General features: G+C 31.9%; 14 protein-coding genes and 1 tRNA gene. 6 read left to right on the forward strand and 9 right to left on the reverse strand.

The features are described 5' to 3' along the window. Positions 1-79: 79 nt before the first annotated feature. Positions 80-490, reverse strand: coding sequence for a BrxA/BrxB family bacilliredoxin (locus B2989_RS12255; protein WP_145004630.1), 411 nt, complete (start codon positions 488-490; stop codon positions 80-82). Positions 491-742: 252 nt separating this feature from the next. Between B2989_RS12255 and B2989_RS12260 the strand changes: the two genes are divergently transcribed. Genes B2989_RS12260 through B2989_RS12270 form a run of 3 tightly spaced genes read left to right on the forward strand, consistent with a single transcriptional unit; the run spans position 743 to position 4,162 of the window. After that, positions 743-1,537 carry a TerB family tellurite resistance protein gene (locus B2989_RS12260; RefSeq protein WP_292948818.1) on the forward strand — a complete coding sequence of 265 codons (795 nt, stop codon included), beginning with the start codon at positions 743-745 and terminating at the stop codon, positions 1,535-1,537. 54 nt (positions 1,538-1,591) lie between these two features. Continuing rightward, positions 1,592-2,125 (forward strand): RNA polymerase sigma factor, encoded by a 534-nt coding sequence (locus B2989_RS12265; protein WP_292948821.1) that lies wholly within the window; start codon positions 1,592-1,594, stop codon positions 2,123-2,125. A gap of 12 nt (positions 2,126-2,137) precedes the next feature. Next, positions 2,138-4,162, forward strand: a complete 2,025-nt coding sequence (locus B2989_RS12270) for an energy transducer TonB (RefSeq protein ID WP_292948824.1) — start codon at positions 2,138-2,140, stop codon at positions 4,160-4,162. 95 nt (positions 4,163-4,257) lie between these two features. Here the strand turns inward: B2989_RS12270 and B2989_RS12275 are convergent, their stop codons facing one another. The 5 genes from B2989_RS12275 to B2989_RS12295 form a co-directional block, all read right to left on the reverse strand. Further along, positions 4,258-5,418, reverse strand: coding sequence for a metal ABC transporter permease (locus B2989_RS12275; RefSeq protein WP_292948827.1), 1,161 nt, complete (start codon positions 5,416-5,418; stop codon positions 4,258-4,260). Then, positions 5,411-6,538 carry a metal ABC transporter permease gene (locus B2989_RS12280; RefSeq protein ID WP_292948830.1) on the reverse strand — a complete coding sequence of 376 codons (1,128 nt, stop codon included), beginning with the start codon at positions 6,536-6,538 and terminating at the stop codon, positions 5,411-5,413. Before B2989_RS12280 ends, B2989_RS12275 begins: the two co-directional genes overlap by 8 nt. Beyond that, positions 6,538-7,275, reverse strand: coding sequence for a metal ABC transporter ATP-binding protein (locus B2989_RS12285; RefSeq protein ID WP_218702029.1), 738 nt, complete (start codon positions 7,273-7,275; stop codon positions 6,538-6,540). Before B2989_RS12285 ends, B2989_RS12280 begins: the two co-directional genes overlap by 1 nt. A 171-nt stretch (positions 7,276-7,446) precedes the next feature. Then, complete coding sequence (locus tag B2989_RS12290; protein ID WP_292948833.1) at positions 7,447-8,358, reverse strand: metal ABC transporter solute-binding protein, Zn/Mn family; 912 nt, start codon at positions 8,356-8,358, stop codon at positions 7,447-7,449. 41 nt (positions 8,359-8,399) lie between these two features. After that, on the reverse strand, positions 8,400-10,649 hold the full coding sequence (locus B2989_RS12295; protein ID WP_292948836.1) for a TonB-dependent receptor: 2,250 nt from the start codon (positions 10,647-10,649) through the stop codon (positions 8,400-8,402). 106 nt (positions 10,650-10,755) lie between these two features. Between B2989_RS12295 and B2989_RS12300 the strand changes: the two genes are divergently transcribed. After that, the gene (locus tag B2989_RS12300) at positions 10,756-11,412 is read left to right on the forward strand and encodes a metal-dependent transcriptional regulator (RefSeq protein WP_292948839.1); all 657 of its coding nucleotides are present in this window, start codon (positions 10,756-10,758) and stop codon (positions 11,410-11,412) included. Between the two features lie 157 nt (positions 11,413-11,569). Here B2989_RS12300 and feoB read toward each other — a convergent pair whose 3' ends face one another. The 3 genes from feoB to B2989_RS12320 form a co-directional block, all read right to left on the reverse strand. Next, a complete protein-coding gene (gene feoB / locus B2989_RS12310; RefSeq protein ID WP_292948842.1) occupies positions 11,570-13,669 on the reverse strand; it encodes a ferrous iron transport protein B in 2,100 nt (699 codons plus the stop codon). Continuing rightward, entirely contained in the window at positions 13,669-13,899 is a 231-nt protein-coding gene (locus tag B2989_RS12315; RefSeq protein WP_028282394.1) for a FeoA family protein, read from the reverse strand. Before B2989_RS12315 ends, feoB begins: the two co-directional genes overlap by 1 nt. A 72-nt stretch (positions 13,900-13,971) precedes the next feature. Then, positions 13,972-14,646, reverse strand: coding sequence for an SCO family protein (locus B2989_RS12320; protein ID WP_292948847.1), 675 nt, complete (start codon positions 14,644-14,646; stop codon positions 13,972-13,974). Positions 14,647-14,812: 166 nt separating this feature from the next. Between B2989_RS12320 and rseP the strand changes: the two genes are divergently transcribed. Then, the gene (rseP, locus tag B2989_RS12325) at positions 14,813-16,153 is read left to right on the forward strand and encodes an RIP metalloprotease RseP (RefSeq protein WP_292948850.1); all 1,341 of its coding nucleotides are present in this window, start codon (positions 14,813-14,815) and stop codon (positions 16,151-16,153) included. 70 nt (positions 16,154-16,223) lie between these two features. Beyond that, a tRNA-Asn gene (locus tag B2989_RS12330) sits at positions 16,224-16,297 on the forward strand. Positions 16,298-16,307 lie beyond the last annotated feature (10 nt).

Here is a 16,307-nt window from a genome sequence, read left to right on the forward strand (position 1 = left end):
CTATCAAAAATAGAAAAACCACGTTTAAAAAACGTGGTTTTTCTGTAATACTTAGCTTAAGTTGTCCTTTAAAAAAGGCTTAACAATGCTCGTTATAAGCATCAATAAGGTTTTCAGCAATTAATTCTGCTGGTCTACCTTCAATATGGTGACGTTCTAGCATGTGTACTAATTCTCCATCTTTAAACAAAGCCATACTTGGTGAACTTGGAGGAAAAGGTACCATGTGTGCTCTTGCTTGATCAACAGCCTCTTTGTCAACACCTGCAAAAACCGTTACTATATGTGTAGGTTTTTTGTCATTTGCTAAACTCATTCTTGCTCCTGGTCTTGCGTTAGCAGCTGCACAACCACAAACCGAATTTACAACCACTAAAGTTGTCCCTTCTTTTGCAATTGCAGTATTTACTGCGTCAGCTGTATGTAATTCTTCAAAACCTACGTTAGTTAAGTCCTCACGCATTGGTTTTACTAATTCTGCTGGATACATATTCTTGTAATTTTTTATTTATAAATCTATCTCATGCAAAGATAATCAAAAACCATGCAAAAATTATTATGGCGTTACCTTATAACACTTATGGTGTCATAAGGTCAGGCTATCGCTACTCGCTCTCTGCGAGGAGCTCAGACAGACCGCTCCATCCTTAACGCACTAAACAGCAAACAACAGTAACAAAAGCAATTAAAAGTATACCAACAAAGTAGTATATTTACTTTTTAAAAAATTAGAACAAAATTTATGGCTGGATTAAAATGGATAGGTGCAACTTTAGGATGGACATTAGGTGGTCCAATTGGTGCAATTATAGGGTTGGCAATTGGTAGTCTAGGAGATGCTATGTCAGAAAAAGGAAACCTTTTAGGAAATGGTAACCCAAACAAACAGCAAAAAAGAGAACCAAATTACAGAACACAGCCTAATTACAGAACCCAACAACAACGTCGTGCGCAAACAACGTCAGGAGATTTTGAGGTTAGTTTACTAATCTTAGCGTCTGTAATTATAAAAGCAGATGGTGTTCAAGACCAACGCGAATTGGATTTTGTGCGTAACAAATTTGTTGAGCTTTACGGTAAAGATCGTGCAAATAAGGCTTTTAAATTATTTAAAAATATAAGTAATCAAAACGTGTCTACAAGAGATGTCTGTGGGCAAATCCAACAGATGATGGATCATGCATCACGTTTGCAATTATTACATTTTTTATTCGGAATTGCAAAAGCAGACGGAATGGTTACCGATGATGAAGAGGATCAAATTAACCGAATGTCTAACTACTTAGGCATCAGTAGTCGTGACTATTCTAGTATTAAAGCTATGTTTTATAACAGTAGCAATAATGCTTATACTATTTTAGAAATAGACAAAACAGCCACAGTAGATCAAATTAAAAAGGCTTACCGTAATATGGCTAAAAAATACCATCCAGATCGTGTAGAGCATCTTGGAGAAGAGCATAGAAAAGGAGCAGAGGATAAGTTTAAACAAGTCCAAAAAGCTTACGAGTTTTTACAAGAGGAGAGACGATTTTAATAAAACTATAGGAGACCTTTTTATGTTTTGACCATTAAAGAATAAAGATATTTTATGAATGATAAAAAAATATTAGAATTCTTTAAAACAGGTCAACGCGACAAAGCGTTTAAACAGCTGTATAGTTTATATCCTAGAATAGAAAAACTAGTCTTATCCAAAGGTGGGAAACAATCTGATGCACAAGATGTGTTTCAGGAAGCATTAATAATCCTAAATCGTAATTTAGAACAGTCTGATTTTAAATTAACAGCTTCGTTTTACACCTATTTATATTCCGTATCTAGATTTGTATGGAAGGATATGCAAAACAAATTTTCTACCCAAGAGCTTCATGATTTAAAAGATAACGAAGTCTCAATATTTCAACATGTATTAGAAGAAAAAAAATATCGCTTTGCCGAGAACGCTTTTCGCGAATTAGGAGAACGATGTCAGCAATTACTTCAGCTATTTTATTTAAAAAGAATTCCTTTTAAAGAGATAGCAGTTACAATGCAATTTAAATCAGAAAAAATTGCTAAAAACCAGAAGTATAAATGCTTGAAAAAAGCAAAAGACATCTTTCATAAAAATTATCAATCTTAATTCGGCTCAGACATGGAAAATCACACACAACATATAGATTTAATCAATCAATATTTAAATAAAGAATTATCAAATACAGAGATTTTAGCTTTTGAAAACAAACTTAAAACTAATGCGGAATTTAATGCAATTTACCAAGAGCATTTAATAGCCTTAGAAGGTATAAAACGCACACAACTTAAAGCTGAAATTGCGTCTGCAAAAACCAGTTATATTAAACTAAAATGGATTAAAATTATTGGCTTAATAAGTGTTGTTGCTTTAGTTTTAATCTTAGCTTATAACTTGCTTTTAAAAACAGAAACAACTCAAGATTTTGACCATAAAAATCAAAATTTAATTGAAACTAATATTGATTCAATATCAAGTATTGATAAAGTAGAAACCTTAAAAGAAATTGATAGTTCAAAAAAGAAATTTGTAGTTGTAAAAAGAATAGTAAAACAAGTAGAAGTAGATAGTTTAACTAATCTTTATGGAGGAATAACAGTTGTAAAGGATACTATTATAATTGAAAAAATAGGATCTTATACTCAACAAGAATTTAAAGAAAACTTTCCAACTTATAAGCATATAATTCCAAAAAACGATTCAATTATTATAAATATTCAAAAAGATGAAAGAAAATTTGGATCTACTGAAACCATTGTAAATTCAAGTACTAAAAAACTTGAAAAAATTACTGAAACAAAACTCATTAACGACGAGTTATCATCATTTTACAATTCAGTAAAAAAACAACCGGAAACAAAAACGATTAATAACGAAAAAGAAACAACAATAACGTTTAAGGAAGGTACAGTTTTAATCATTCCAGCAAAATGTTTTATTGATGTAAACGGGAAATTAGCTAGAGGAAAGGTTAATATAGAAGTTACAGAGTATTATAAATTATCAGATATGTTGCTAGCCAATCTAACTACTAAATCTGATGGCAAACAATTGGAAACAGGAGGAATGCTGTTAATAAAAGCATTAAAAGATAATAAACAATTACAGTTAAAACCTGGAAGCAGTATTGAATATATATTCTCTTCAGAAGCAAGTAAGAAAAAAGATATGCAGCTTTTTTTAGGTGAAGAAATTAAAGATGGCGTTAATTGGACTTTAGATAATATCACACATAAAAGTAATGCTGTTTTAACTACTTCTGAAATGGTTTTAATTGAAGAAGAAGACGTGGAAGTACCGATTCAATATGTAGAAGAAGTTCCTGTGTTTCCTGGATGTGAAAATGGTACAAACACAGCGAAAAAACAATGTTTTGATCAAGCGCTTTCAAATCTAATAGCCAAAAACTTTAATGCTAGTATAGCTGAAGATTTAAAGCTAACTGGAAAACATAAAATTTCAACATCGTTTAAAATTGATAAAGAAGGAGAGGTTGTTGATATTCAGGCTTCTGCAGCGCATACTTTATTGGCTAAAGAGGCTATTAGAGTTTTAAAATTGATACCAAAACTAAAACCAGGGAAGCAACGTGATTACACAGTAATTGTACCTTATAGCTTACCAATTAATTTTAATATTGATGGTAGCACAAAAAATAATCCAAGTGTTATTACTATAAAGGATAAAACGTCTTTTGAGAAAAAATTTGAAGAGCGATTACAAAACAAAGATTCCACGACCACAGGATTAGTTGGTACTATAACAGCTAATGATGTGTCTAGATATGCTTTTTATGGTTCAAAATTAGGTTGGATTAATTGTGATCATTTTATTAGAAGTAATAAAGATGCTATAAAATTTAAACTAAAAATAAAGGATGCAAACGGAGCAGATGTCAAAATAGTGTTTAAATCTTACAATTCTATTTTACCAAGTAGAAGGGTTAATGGTGTTTACGATTTTGGTACTGTAGCTTTAAATGAAGAGGTTGTTATAGTTGCGATAAAGATGATTGAGGGTCATTTGTTTTTAGGGATTACAAACGCTACAACTAAAGAAATTTCAGAGCTTAAATTTGATTTTAAAGCAGTGAGTTTAGACCAGCTGAAATCTGAATTACAAAAATTGAATAATGATTTTAATTAGCGCCTATTGGCGAGGTGCAAGTGTCATTGCGAGGTACGAAGCAGTCTAAGAATATAGTTCACGACAAGCAGATTGCTTCGTACCTCGCAATGACTTTATCCTCTAAACAAAAAGAAATCGTCCTTCATATCTTCTATCTGCGCATCTTTATTAGTGATAATATAATCAATTGCTTTGGAGGTAAAGGTGTCTCCCTTTTTAGTCAATGATACAATATCATTATTAACAACAATCATATTATTTTTAAGAGCCAATTCTAATACCGTTTTGGCTCTTACTTTTTGCCAATTTATATGTTCTCTTAAGTGGTTTACGTGACGTTCTTCAACCTCATTATGGTTTTTTAAATGTAGTAAAAAGGTCAATAGGCTAACTTCTGTGCGTTGTTGTTTTTCGCGATACATAACTGCAATTACACCTTTGCTAGGTGCAAATAAGTACACAGCTAAAAACAATAAGCCTAACATTGTGGTAATAGATCCTGCAATGGATGCGTCTAATAAATGCGCTAACCAATAACCAGAAATAGCACTAAATACTCCAAAAAACACAGCTAAAGCTAGCATCTTTTTTAAGTTGGTAGTTAGTAAATAAGCGGTTGCAGCAGGCGCAATCATTAATGCTACAACTAAAATGGCTCCAACAGCATCAAAAGCACCAACCGTTGTAACGGAAGACACTGTCATTAATCCATAATGTATAATTGCAGGAGAGAAGCCTAATGAAGCAGCTAAACCTTTATCAAAGGTGCTTACTTTTAATTCTTTAAAAAAGGCAATCAAAAGCGTAATTGTAATTAGCAATATTATGCCAATAATCCACAACGATTTTGGGCCAATATCCACACCTGAAACGATTAGCCTATCAAAAGGAGCCAAAGCCAATTCGCCTACCAAAACAGCATCAACATCTAAGTGGACATCATTAGCATTTTTAGCGATTAATATAACACCAATACTAAATAATGCAGGAAACACTAATCCTATTGCTGTATCTTCTTTTACTAAACCTGTTTTTTGGATATATTCTACTAATACTACTGTGATTACACCTGTTAATGCAGCTAATACAATTAGTAATGGCGAATTTAAATCTTGCGTAATAAAAAAACCAACTACAATTCCTGGTAAGATGGAATGGCTTATTGCATCGCTTATCATTGCCATTTTACGTAGTACTAAAAAGGTACCAGGAATAGCACATGCAATTGCGACTAAACTAGCAATTAATTGTATTTCTATTTGAGCACTATTCATCTTCTGTAGTTTGTTTTGTATAAAGGTTGGAAGCAGTATCAAACCCTATTTTTGTCAAACTCCACATGTTTCCATCCAAAGTAACATAATTTTTTTCTACTAATTTTTGTAGTGTTTTACGTGTAAACCCTTGAAAATTATTAAGAAGCTTTACGGTATGTGGATGCGAAATATTTTCGTGTGTTTCAGCAATATGATACATAAAGGCCAAGGTTTTATGAAGCTCTAAATCGCGTCTATTTTTTATAAATCTAATTTGTTTAAATAATAAACCTCGACTTGGGGAAAATACAAACGAGATTACTACAAACACAGCAGCGACTAATACAATAACAGGTCCTGTAGATAGATTAGTTTGACTAGCACTTATAGCTGTTCCAAAAACTCCAGAAAACGCTCCGAATATAGCTGCTAAAAGCACCATTTTTGATAAACTGTTAGTCCATTGTCTTGCAGCAGCAGCAGGAGCCAGTAACATGGCGCTCATTAAAACAACACCAACTGTTTGTAGTCCTAAAACTATGGCTAAGACTATAAAGCTGGTAATTAAAATGTCGATGACTTTAGTGTTAAAACCTAAAGTTTTAGTGTAATCAGCATCAAAGAGTAAGATTTTAAATTCTTTCCAAAATAACAACAATACAAATAGGCATAATGCTGTAACTATAGCCATTAGCCAAACGTCGCTTTCAACTAAAGTTGCAGCTTGACCAAATAAATATTTATCTAAACCTGCTTGATTAGCATTGGGTTGTTTTTGAATAAATGTCAGTAATAACATACCAAACCCAAAAAACAGAGATAATATTAATCCTAAAGCGGTATCACTTTTTAGATGTGTTTTTTTTACAATACCTCTAATCCAAAAGGTTCCAATTAATCCGCTTACTAAGGCTCCTAAAAGTAATGTATTACTGTCTTTTGCACCTGTAATTAAAAATGCAATTGCAATTCCTGGTAAAGCAGCATGTGATATAGCGTCCCCAAGTAAACTTTGTTTTCGTAGCACTGCAAAGCTTCCAAGCATACCGGTTACTGCTCCTAAAATAGCAGTTCCTAGTGTGATGGTCCTTAAGGTGTAGTCACTAAAAACCAAAGAAAAATATTCTTGTAAATCCATTATTCCTGAATACTTACTTTATAATTAATACCATAAGTCTTGGTTAAGTTGTCATCATTAAAGATGTCTTTAACCGGTCCTGTTGCTATTTTCTTCACATTTAAAAAAGTAACCCAATCAAAATATTCTGGAACGGTTTGTAAATCGTGATGCACTACAATAACTGTTTTTCCGGCTTTTCGTAATTCTTTTAAAATATTAATAATAGCAATTTCTGTAGTTGCATCTACACCTTGAAAAGGTTCGTCCATAAAATAAATAGATGCATTTTGAACCAATGCTCTAGCTAAAAATATACGCTGTTGTTGTCCTCCAGACAATTGGCTAATTTGTCTACCTTTAAAGGGTAACATACCTACTTTTTCTAAGGCTTCTAATGCGGCTTTCTTTTCTTTTTGTCCTGGTCGTTTTATCCATCCTAAACTTCCATAAGTACCCATAGTCACAACATCTAAAGCTGTGGTTGGAAAATCCCAATCTACACTTCCTTTTTGTGGTACGTAAGCGACTAGTTTTCGTTGCTTATCATATGGTTTGTCGTAAATAGTTACACTACCAGCTATGGGTTTTAATATGCCTAAAATAGATTTTATTAGTGTTGATTTTCCTGCTCCGTTTGGTCCAACAATTGCCATAAGGACACCTTCGGGGATTTCTAAATCAATATCCCAAAGTACTGGTTTGTAGTTGTATGCTACTGTTAGGTCGTCTACTTTTACTGCTATTTTTTGTTTCATAACTATTTCCCAAGTCATTGGGAGTTTTACTAAATTAAAAATATATTCATTTTTATTAAAAAAAAACGAATCAAAAAATATAGTTACAGCAAACCTATTTTAGTTAGTGTCGCGTCATTCTGAACTTGTTTCAGGATCTCATTATTTGAAATAACTATTGTTTATACTAATTTACTTCAAAGCATTAACAATAGTGTTAACATTGTATTCAAACATACCAATATAGGTGCCTTCAATAGTTCCTGCGCTTCCTAAAGCATCAGAATATAATGTGCCTCCAATTTGTACATTATGTCCTTTTGAGTTTACTGCTTTTTGTAGCGCTTCAATGGTGCGTTTTGGTACAGAGCTTTCAATAAAAATGGCCTTCAGTTGTTTTTCAATTATAAAATTAGCTAAATTTTGAACATCTTTTACACCAGCTTCAGTTGCTGTAGATAAACCTTGTAAACCTACGACTTCAAATCCGTAATTTTTTCCGAAATAATTAAAAGCATCATGTGCTGTCACTAATATGCGTTTGTCTTTTGGAAGTGTTTCAATTTTTGATGTAATTGTTTTTTGAAGTGTATTTAGCTTTGCTATGTATTCATCTTCATTTGCCTTATAGTATTTTGAGTTTTTTGAATCTTTTTCGATTAAAACAGCGGTAACTTTTTGAGCAAATTGCTTAAAATATTCAATATTGAACCAAACGTGTGGATCGTAATTAGAAGCAAAATAATCTGAGCCTATCAATGTTTTTTTGTCAATGTCTTCTCCTAAAGCAATAGGTGTTTTGGTTGTGTTTCCCATTTTTTCAAAGACTTCTACAAGCTTTCCTTCTAGGTGTAATCCATTGTAAAAAATGATATCTGCATTTACAAGTTTGGATACATCACCTTCGCTTGCTTTGTATAAGTGTGGATCCACACCACTTCCCATTAAACCATTAACATTTATACTGTCTTTACCAATATTTTTTACTAAATCAGTAATCATTGTGGTTGTAGTCACAATATTTAACTTCCCGTTATCTTTTGTAGTGTCATTACAGCTAAAAAAAACTAAGGTTATTATGGAAAGAAGTATTAATTTTTTCATTGGTCTAAATATTTATTACGAAAGTACTAAAGTACAAACAATTAGTTTAATGTATACCTTATACCTAGGAAAACTCGTCTGCCTTGGTTTGGTCCATATACATATGAAGGGTCAAATGTTAATCCATAAGGGTTGTCTGGTGTTGCTTGTGCGTTACCTTGCGCATCAAATTGTACATTATTATCAAAAGGATCATCTGCTCTGGCAATGATAAAAGGGTTACCGTTATTTGGTGTCCAATTTAGTAAGTTTTTAATGCCACCATAAATTTCAAAATTTTCAAGTCCATCGTAGGTTGCTTGAATGTTTTGAATACTCCACGTAGGAGAATATTCTTGTCTAGGATCTAGATCGCTTAATAAGGGTAAGCGCATTGGTCCATAAATGTTTCCTGTGTAGTCAAAGGTTAAATTTGTTGGGTAGTTTTTATATGAAAAAGACCAGGTACCTGTGAATTTTTCGGTTAAAATTTGTCTGGTTGTTATGTCATTTTCAGTTTGATTTACATCTTGGAAAGTAACACCCAAACTTCCTCTTATACCACTACCAAAAATAGCATCAACATTTAAACTTGCTCCTGTTGATGTAGAATAACCGTCTAAATTATCATAAATTATTTGATTAGGATTTGTGTCATAATCTGGTATAATTGCATTTGTAAAATGTGTGTACCACAAGGACGCATCCACAGTAAAAATCATGCCTTTTGTTGTATATATTTTTTTTAGATAGTTAAGGTTGATGTTATACGATTGTTCCGGATTTAAAGTTTCTTCAATAACAACCTCTCTTGATCCTGTTAATGCAGCATGCTCTTCTGTAAATAAATTGACAACCCTAAACCCTGTACCTGCATTAATCCTAAATATATCATTGTTTGTTGGTTTGTATCTGTAAGCTAACCTTGGTGTTACTATAGAACCATGTCTTTTATCATAGTCATACCTAAGTCCTAACAATAGTTTTTGTTTTTCTGTTAATGTTATTTCATCTTGAATAAATATTGAAGGAATAAATATCTTGTCAGCCTCAATAGTTGCTGTTGTGTTGTCATTGTAGTAATTGTAACGTCCTGTTACACCAAATAATAAATCATTGTTTTTTGTTGGTTTGTCCCAAGTTAATTGTCCAAAAGCAATACGTTGTTGTGCTAAGTATGGTGTGTCACCATACACTGAATTTTGGTCATGATCTGAATATGAAAATTGAAAATTCATGTTTTCTTTTACAGGAAGTTGGTATTCACCTAGAAGTTCATACCTAGTTGTATAAATGCTTTCTCCGTAGACTTCATTTCCTCTTCTATAATTTTTGTTCCATTGTAGTTCTCCTCCCCAACGATCTTCATAAAAAAAGCGACCAGCTATAGATAGTTTTTTATTGTTTTTACGTTTAAAATTCCATTTTTGAAAAACAGAAATACGATCCTGTAATGTTAAGTCTGTAAAATTGTCGTTGTTATTATCAATTGGATTACTATAGTTAAAATAATTGACGCCTACCAAAACACTTGTGTTTTTCCCAACATTAGTTTTAAAGCCAACATCTGTGTTTATTTCTCCCCAACCACTAACATTACTGTCTGCAAAAAACAGTGGTGCATTGTCAGGATGTTTAGTAATGACATTTATTAGTCCACCAACAGCTTCGCTACCATACAAAGACGAAGCAGGACCTTTTACAATTTCGATTTGATCTATTAATGAATTTGGAATTCCTGACAAGCCATAAACCGTAGATAAACCACTAACAATTGGCATTCCGTCTATTAAAACTAAAGTGTAAGGACCTTCTAAACCATTTATGTGGATGTCTCCAGTATTGCATACATTACAGTTTAGTTGAGGTCTCACTCCGTTTACATTTTGAAGCGCTTCAAAAATATTTGGAGTAGGATTCTTTTTTAAAAATTCGCTAGTATATACTTCAACAGGAACAGGACTTTCTAATCTATTAACTGCTTTTAAAGTTCCGGTAACAACGACTTCATCTAACGATTGATTTTGGGTTAATTCAAAATTTATTTTTAAATCATCTATAACCTCAATTCTTTTTTTAAAGGTATTAAATCCAGTATATGAAGCGGTAAGTGTGTATTGTCCTTCTGTTATATTTTGGATAGTAAAGGATCCATTACTTGATGTTGTAGTTCCTTTTGTTGTGCCTTGAAGATAAACGTTTGCAAAGGGTAGTGGTAGTCCGTTTGAGGTAACTACACCTGATATTTCAAAAGCATTTTGGGCTTGACTGTAAGCTGAAAAACAAAACATAATTGTAATTAGATACTTCATGTCTTAAAATATTTTTTTTACAAATGTAATAATAAATTTAGATTAGTCTAAATTTATTATTTGTTTTATTTAATTCTTATATTTGTCTTATATCCATATAAGGTTTATGATTACACTTACAGAAGAAAATTATATTAAAGCAATTTATCACTTAGGTAAGCAAGGTGCAGAGGTTGTTAGTACTAATGCTATATCAGAATCTATACAGACTAAAGCGTCTTCGGTTTCTGATATGCTTAAAAAATTATCTGAAAAAGGATATGCTAACTATGTAAAGTATCAAGGTGTTAATTTAACCGAAAAAGGTCAATCCGTTGCTATTAATATTATTAGAAAGCATAGACTTTGGGAAGTGTTTTTAGTAGAAAAATTAAATTTTACTTGGGATGAAGTCCATGAAGTTGCTGAGCATTTAGAACATATCAGATCAGAAAAATTGATTGATGAATTAGATGCTTTTTTAGAGTATCCTAATCATGATCCACATGGAGATCCAATTCCGGATAAACATGGAAATTTTAAACACATCGAAAAAATCATGTTATCACAAGCCATTATAGGAAAGACTTATAAATGTGTAGGTGTGGATGATACTTCTTCAGCGTTTTTAAAATATTTAGATGGTAATAAAATAGCTTTAGGAACTAAGATTGTTGTTGTCCAAAAAGAGCCTTACGATAACTCAGTTAAAATTAAGTTTGGAGAGCATGAGTTAATGGTCTCTCAAAACGTAGCTAAAAACTTGTTTTTAAAAGAGGTATAGTTGTGTTAATACTATTTATTGCTAGTGACAACCACAGTCGTCAGTTCCGCAGGCTTTTTTAGATTTCGTTTTAACGAAATATTTTTTATAAAGAAAAAATAAAGCAAACCCTAGCGTGATAAATACCAGTATGTTTTGGATAATTGCGTTCATAATTTTATTTTAAAAATTGATAAGCTATTAATGCAGATATGTATGCAATTGCTGTCATAATTACCAATTGCAACGTTGGCCATTTCCAGGTATTAGTTTCCTTTTTAACAACTGCCAAAGTACTCATGCATTGCATTGCAAAAGCATAAAAAAGTAATAATGAAATACCTGAAGCAAAATTAAATAAAGGGCCTCCTAGTATTGGATTAACCTCACCTGCCATTCGGTTTTTAATAGTGTCTTCATCATCGTTACCAACACTATAAATGGTTGCTAAAGTACCAACAAAAACTTCTCTTGCAGCAAAACTACTAACTATTGCAATTCCTATTTTCCAATCGTAACCTAATGGTCTAATTATGGGTTCAATAGCATGTCCTGCAATACCAATAAACGAATGCTCTAGTTTGTGAGAAGCGATTTTTTGATTAAGTTCTTCTTCATTTAAATTTTGAGCAGCATACTCTGTAGTAACAATATTTTCTGCATTATTAAATTGTTCTCCTGGACCATAAGATGCTAAAAACCAAAGTATAATTGAAATTGCTAGTATTATTTTTCCAGCTCCAAAGACAAACGATTTTGTTTTTTCTAAAACTGTAAGCGCAACGTTTTTAAATAATGGTAATTTGTAGTTTGGCATTTCAACCACAAAAAACGTTTTACTTTTTATTTTTAATACTTTATTTAAAATATATGCCGAAATAACAGCAGCTCCAAAACCTAGTAAATACAATAACATTAAGGTTAAAGCTTGGTAACTTAACCCTAGAAAACGTCCTTCCGGAATAACTAATGCTATTATAATTAAGTATACAGGTAATCTTGCAGAGCATGTTGTAAAAGGCGTCACTAAAATAGTAATCAATCGTTCTTTCCAACTTTCAATATTTCTGGTAGCCATAATAGCAGGAATAGCACATGCAGTTCCTGAAATTAAAGGCACAATACTTTTTCCGCTTAAACCAAAACGACGCATAATTCTGTCCATTAAAAAGACAACGCGACTCATATAACCGGTTTCTTCTAAAATTGCTATAAACAAGAATAAAAAGGCTATTTGAGGAATAAATATAACTATTCCTCCTAAACCAGATATGATACCTTCGGCTAATAAATTAGTAAAAGCACCTTCAGGAAGTGTGTTTTTAACCCAATCACTTAGACTTGCAAACACGCTATCAATAAAGTCCATTGGTACTGTTGACCAGTCATAAATGGCTTGAAAAATAGTTAGTAGTATAAAAAAGAAAATAACATAACCCCAAACCTTGTGCGTAAGTATGCGATCAAATTTAGTGCGTAAATCCTTAGCTTGACTAGCATCTATGGTTTGTCCTTTTTTAAGCGTGTTATTTATAAATTGATAGCGCTTAATGGTTTCTTTTTGTTGTAAACGTTTTAAGTCACTTTTAGATTTAGTTTTAAAACTAGCAATAGCTTCGACTTCATTACGATCCATCTTACCAAAATTGACATCTTGGGTAATTACTAACCATAATTTGTAAAGTAATTGGTTAGGGAAGGCTTTTCTTAATTTGTCAAAATATTCTTTATCTATTTCCGATGCATTTAAGCAAGGCGTAGTTGATAGTTCTTTATAATTAGAAATTAACTGTTTTAAGTTATCTATACCTTCATTTTTTCTGGTACTAATAACCGCTATTTTAGTTTGTAATTCTTTTTCTAAATGTTCAATATCCAATGAAATTCCTTTGTATTTCATCCTGTCAGCCATATTAATGACTAGGATTGTAGGGATCTCTAAATCTTTTATTTGTGTAAAAAGTAGTAGGTTTCGTTTTAAGTTTTCAACATCACTAACTACGACTGCAACATCCGGAAAATCTTTATCGTTTTTGTTTAGTAATAATTCTATAACTACGTTTTCGTCTAGAGACGACGCGTTTAGGCTATATGTACCAGGAAGGTCAATGATGTGTGCTTTAACACCTCTAGGTAATTTGCAAATCCCTTCTTTTTTCTCAACGGTTATTCCAGGATAGTTTCCTACCTTTTGGTTTAAACCCGTTAAGGCGTTAAAAACAGATGTTTTTCCAGTATTTGGATTACCAATTAAGGCAATGTTGATTTGCTTACTCATTAAACTTCTTTTTCGATAATGATATGAATAGCGGTTTCTTTTCTGATGGCTAAATGACTTCCATTTATATTTAGGTACAATGGGTCTGCAAATGGAGCGACCTGAACCAGTTCTACACTATTGCCTGGTAAACAACCCATTTCTAGGAGTTTTAATGGTATCAAATGTGAAGACACGTCTATAATTATAGCGCGTTCTCCTCTTTTTAATGTGTCTAATGTATGGTTCAAGCTTATTTAGATTGATTTTAAAGAAGCAAAAGTATGGCAAAATTTCAGCTTAAAAAAATTGAAAGCTAAAAACTACTCTTCGTATTCCTTTTTTAACTTTTTAATATCGTTTAAAAGTGTAGTAATATCTTCTGTTTTGGTACCATCATAATACCCTCTAATTTGACCTTTTTTATCAATTAGCATAAAGTTTTCAGTATGGACCATCCCATAATCATCAGGCATTCCGTCGTCTTTTACTGCTAAATAGCTTTTTCTTGCTAGTCTATATATTTCACCTTTATCTCCAGTTACTAAATTCCATTTTTTATCATTAACTCCTTTTTTTATAGCGTAGCTTTTTAATTGCTCAACGGTATCAATCTCTGGAGTAACAGAATGGGATAGTAACATAACATCATCATCATTAATAATCTCTTTCTGGATTTTTTCCATATTGTCAGTCATTATTGGACAAATGGTTTGACAAGTAGTAAAAAAGAAATCTGCTACGTAAATTTTATCTTTATAATCTGCTTGAGTAATTGTTTTACCGTTTTGATTAGTTAAACTAAAGTCGGCTATTTTATGATAATTAATTTGATGTTGGATTGTGCTATCAACCAACTCAGTATTAACCATTGCTGGTTGATAAATTGGTAAAGGCTTTTCTACTTTTAGAATATTGTAAAAAATAGAAATTATTATTATTGAAATTATACCAAAAACAATAGCAAACAACTTATAATCCTTGAAAAAAGAAAGCATTTTGTAGGTTTTAATTTTATTATACAAAAATACGATGAAAAGTTTAGCAAGTCCCATGACATTACTCATAAAATTTGTTAATTCTTAAAACCATTAAAGCTATTGCTTTTTAAACTAAGTGTAAATACTTACTTTTGGCGATTATTAAAAAGAATAGAAACACTACATGGAGTTTATTATAAAAATCGGACAGTTTTTGTTAAGTCTGTCATTATTAATTGTTTTACACGAATTAGGACATTTTATTCCTGCTAAATTATTTAAAACTAGAGTTGAAAAATTCTACTTATTTTTTGATGTAAAATACTCGTTATTTAAAAAGAAAATTGGAGAAACCGTTTACGGAATTGGTTGGTTACCTTTAGGAGGTTACGTTAAGATTGCAGGAATGATTGATGAGAGTATGGATAAAGAACAAATGGCTTTACCACCTCAACCATGGGAATTTAGATCTAAACCAGCTTGGCAACGATTAATTATAATGTTAGGTGGTGTTTTTGTAAACTTTGTTTTGGCATTGGTAATTTATATTATTGGGTCTTTTGCATATGGAGATACAGATATAGCTGCCTCTAGTATTAAAGGTGGTTTTTTAATTGAAAATCCATTATTAACAGATTTAGGCTTTAAAACAGGTGATCAAATTATAAAGGTAGACGATGTTGACATCATTAATAGATCTGACATTAGCAAAAATATAATTGGAGCAAACAGCGTGACTTATAAAAGAGAAGGCGTTACTAACACAATAGATCTTCCTGTAGACTTTTTAGGTCAATTGTCTTCAAGTAAGGATAGAAGCTTGTTTGGGATGCGTAAACCTTTTATTGTCAATAAAGTTTTAGATACCTCGTTAAATAAAAATGTAGATATTAAAACTGGAGACATAATGTATGCTTTAAATGGTCAGCCTGCAGAGTTTTATGACCAAATAGAGCCAATTTTAGAAGCTAACAAAGGTCAAACGATAAGCGCTATTTTTAGAAGAGGAAATATGACTGTTGGTAGAGAACTAATCGTTGACGATAAAGGTAAATTAGATATAATCACGTCTGCAAGTGCTAAAGAGTTGCAGTCCCTAGGATATTATGATATAGTAAGACAAGAATATGGGTTTTTTGAAAGTTTTGGAGTAGGAGCTACAAAATTTAAAAGTCAGATCGTCTCATATTTTGGACAATTAAAAGCTATTTTTAATCCAAGCACAGGAGCATATAAAGGTGTAGGAGGCTTTAAAGCTATTTACGATGTGTTTCCAAGTACTTGGAGCTGGCCAGACTTTTGGGGTTTAACAGCATTTTTATCAATTATGTTAGGTGTGCTTAATTTACTTCCAATTCCGGCTTTAGATGGAGGACATGTTATGTTTTTATTATACGAAATGATTTCTGGACGTAAGCCAAGTGAAAAGTTTTTAGAGAAAGCACAGCTAGTTGGATTCTTCATTTTGATTGCTTTAGTGCTGTTTGCAAACGGTAATGATATCTTTAAAGCAATATTTAATTAAAAAAAATTAATTTTTGTTTTGCAGAAGTCAAAAAACGTTTTATATTTGCACTCGCAATAGCGAAAAACACTCCTCCTTAGCTCAGTTGGCTAGAGCATCTGACTGTTAATCAGAGGGTACTTAGTTCGAGCCTAAGAGGGGGAGCAAGTTATAA

Origin of the sequence: Olleya sp. UBA1516 (assembly GCF_002323495.1) — a bacterium.
Lineage (GTDB): Bacteria > Bacteroidota > Bacteroidia > Flavobacteriales > Flavobacteriaceae > Olleya.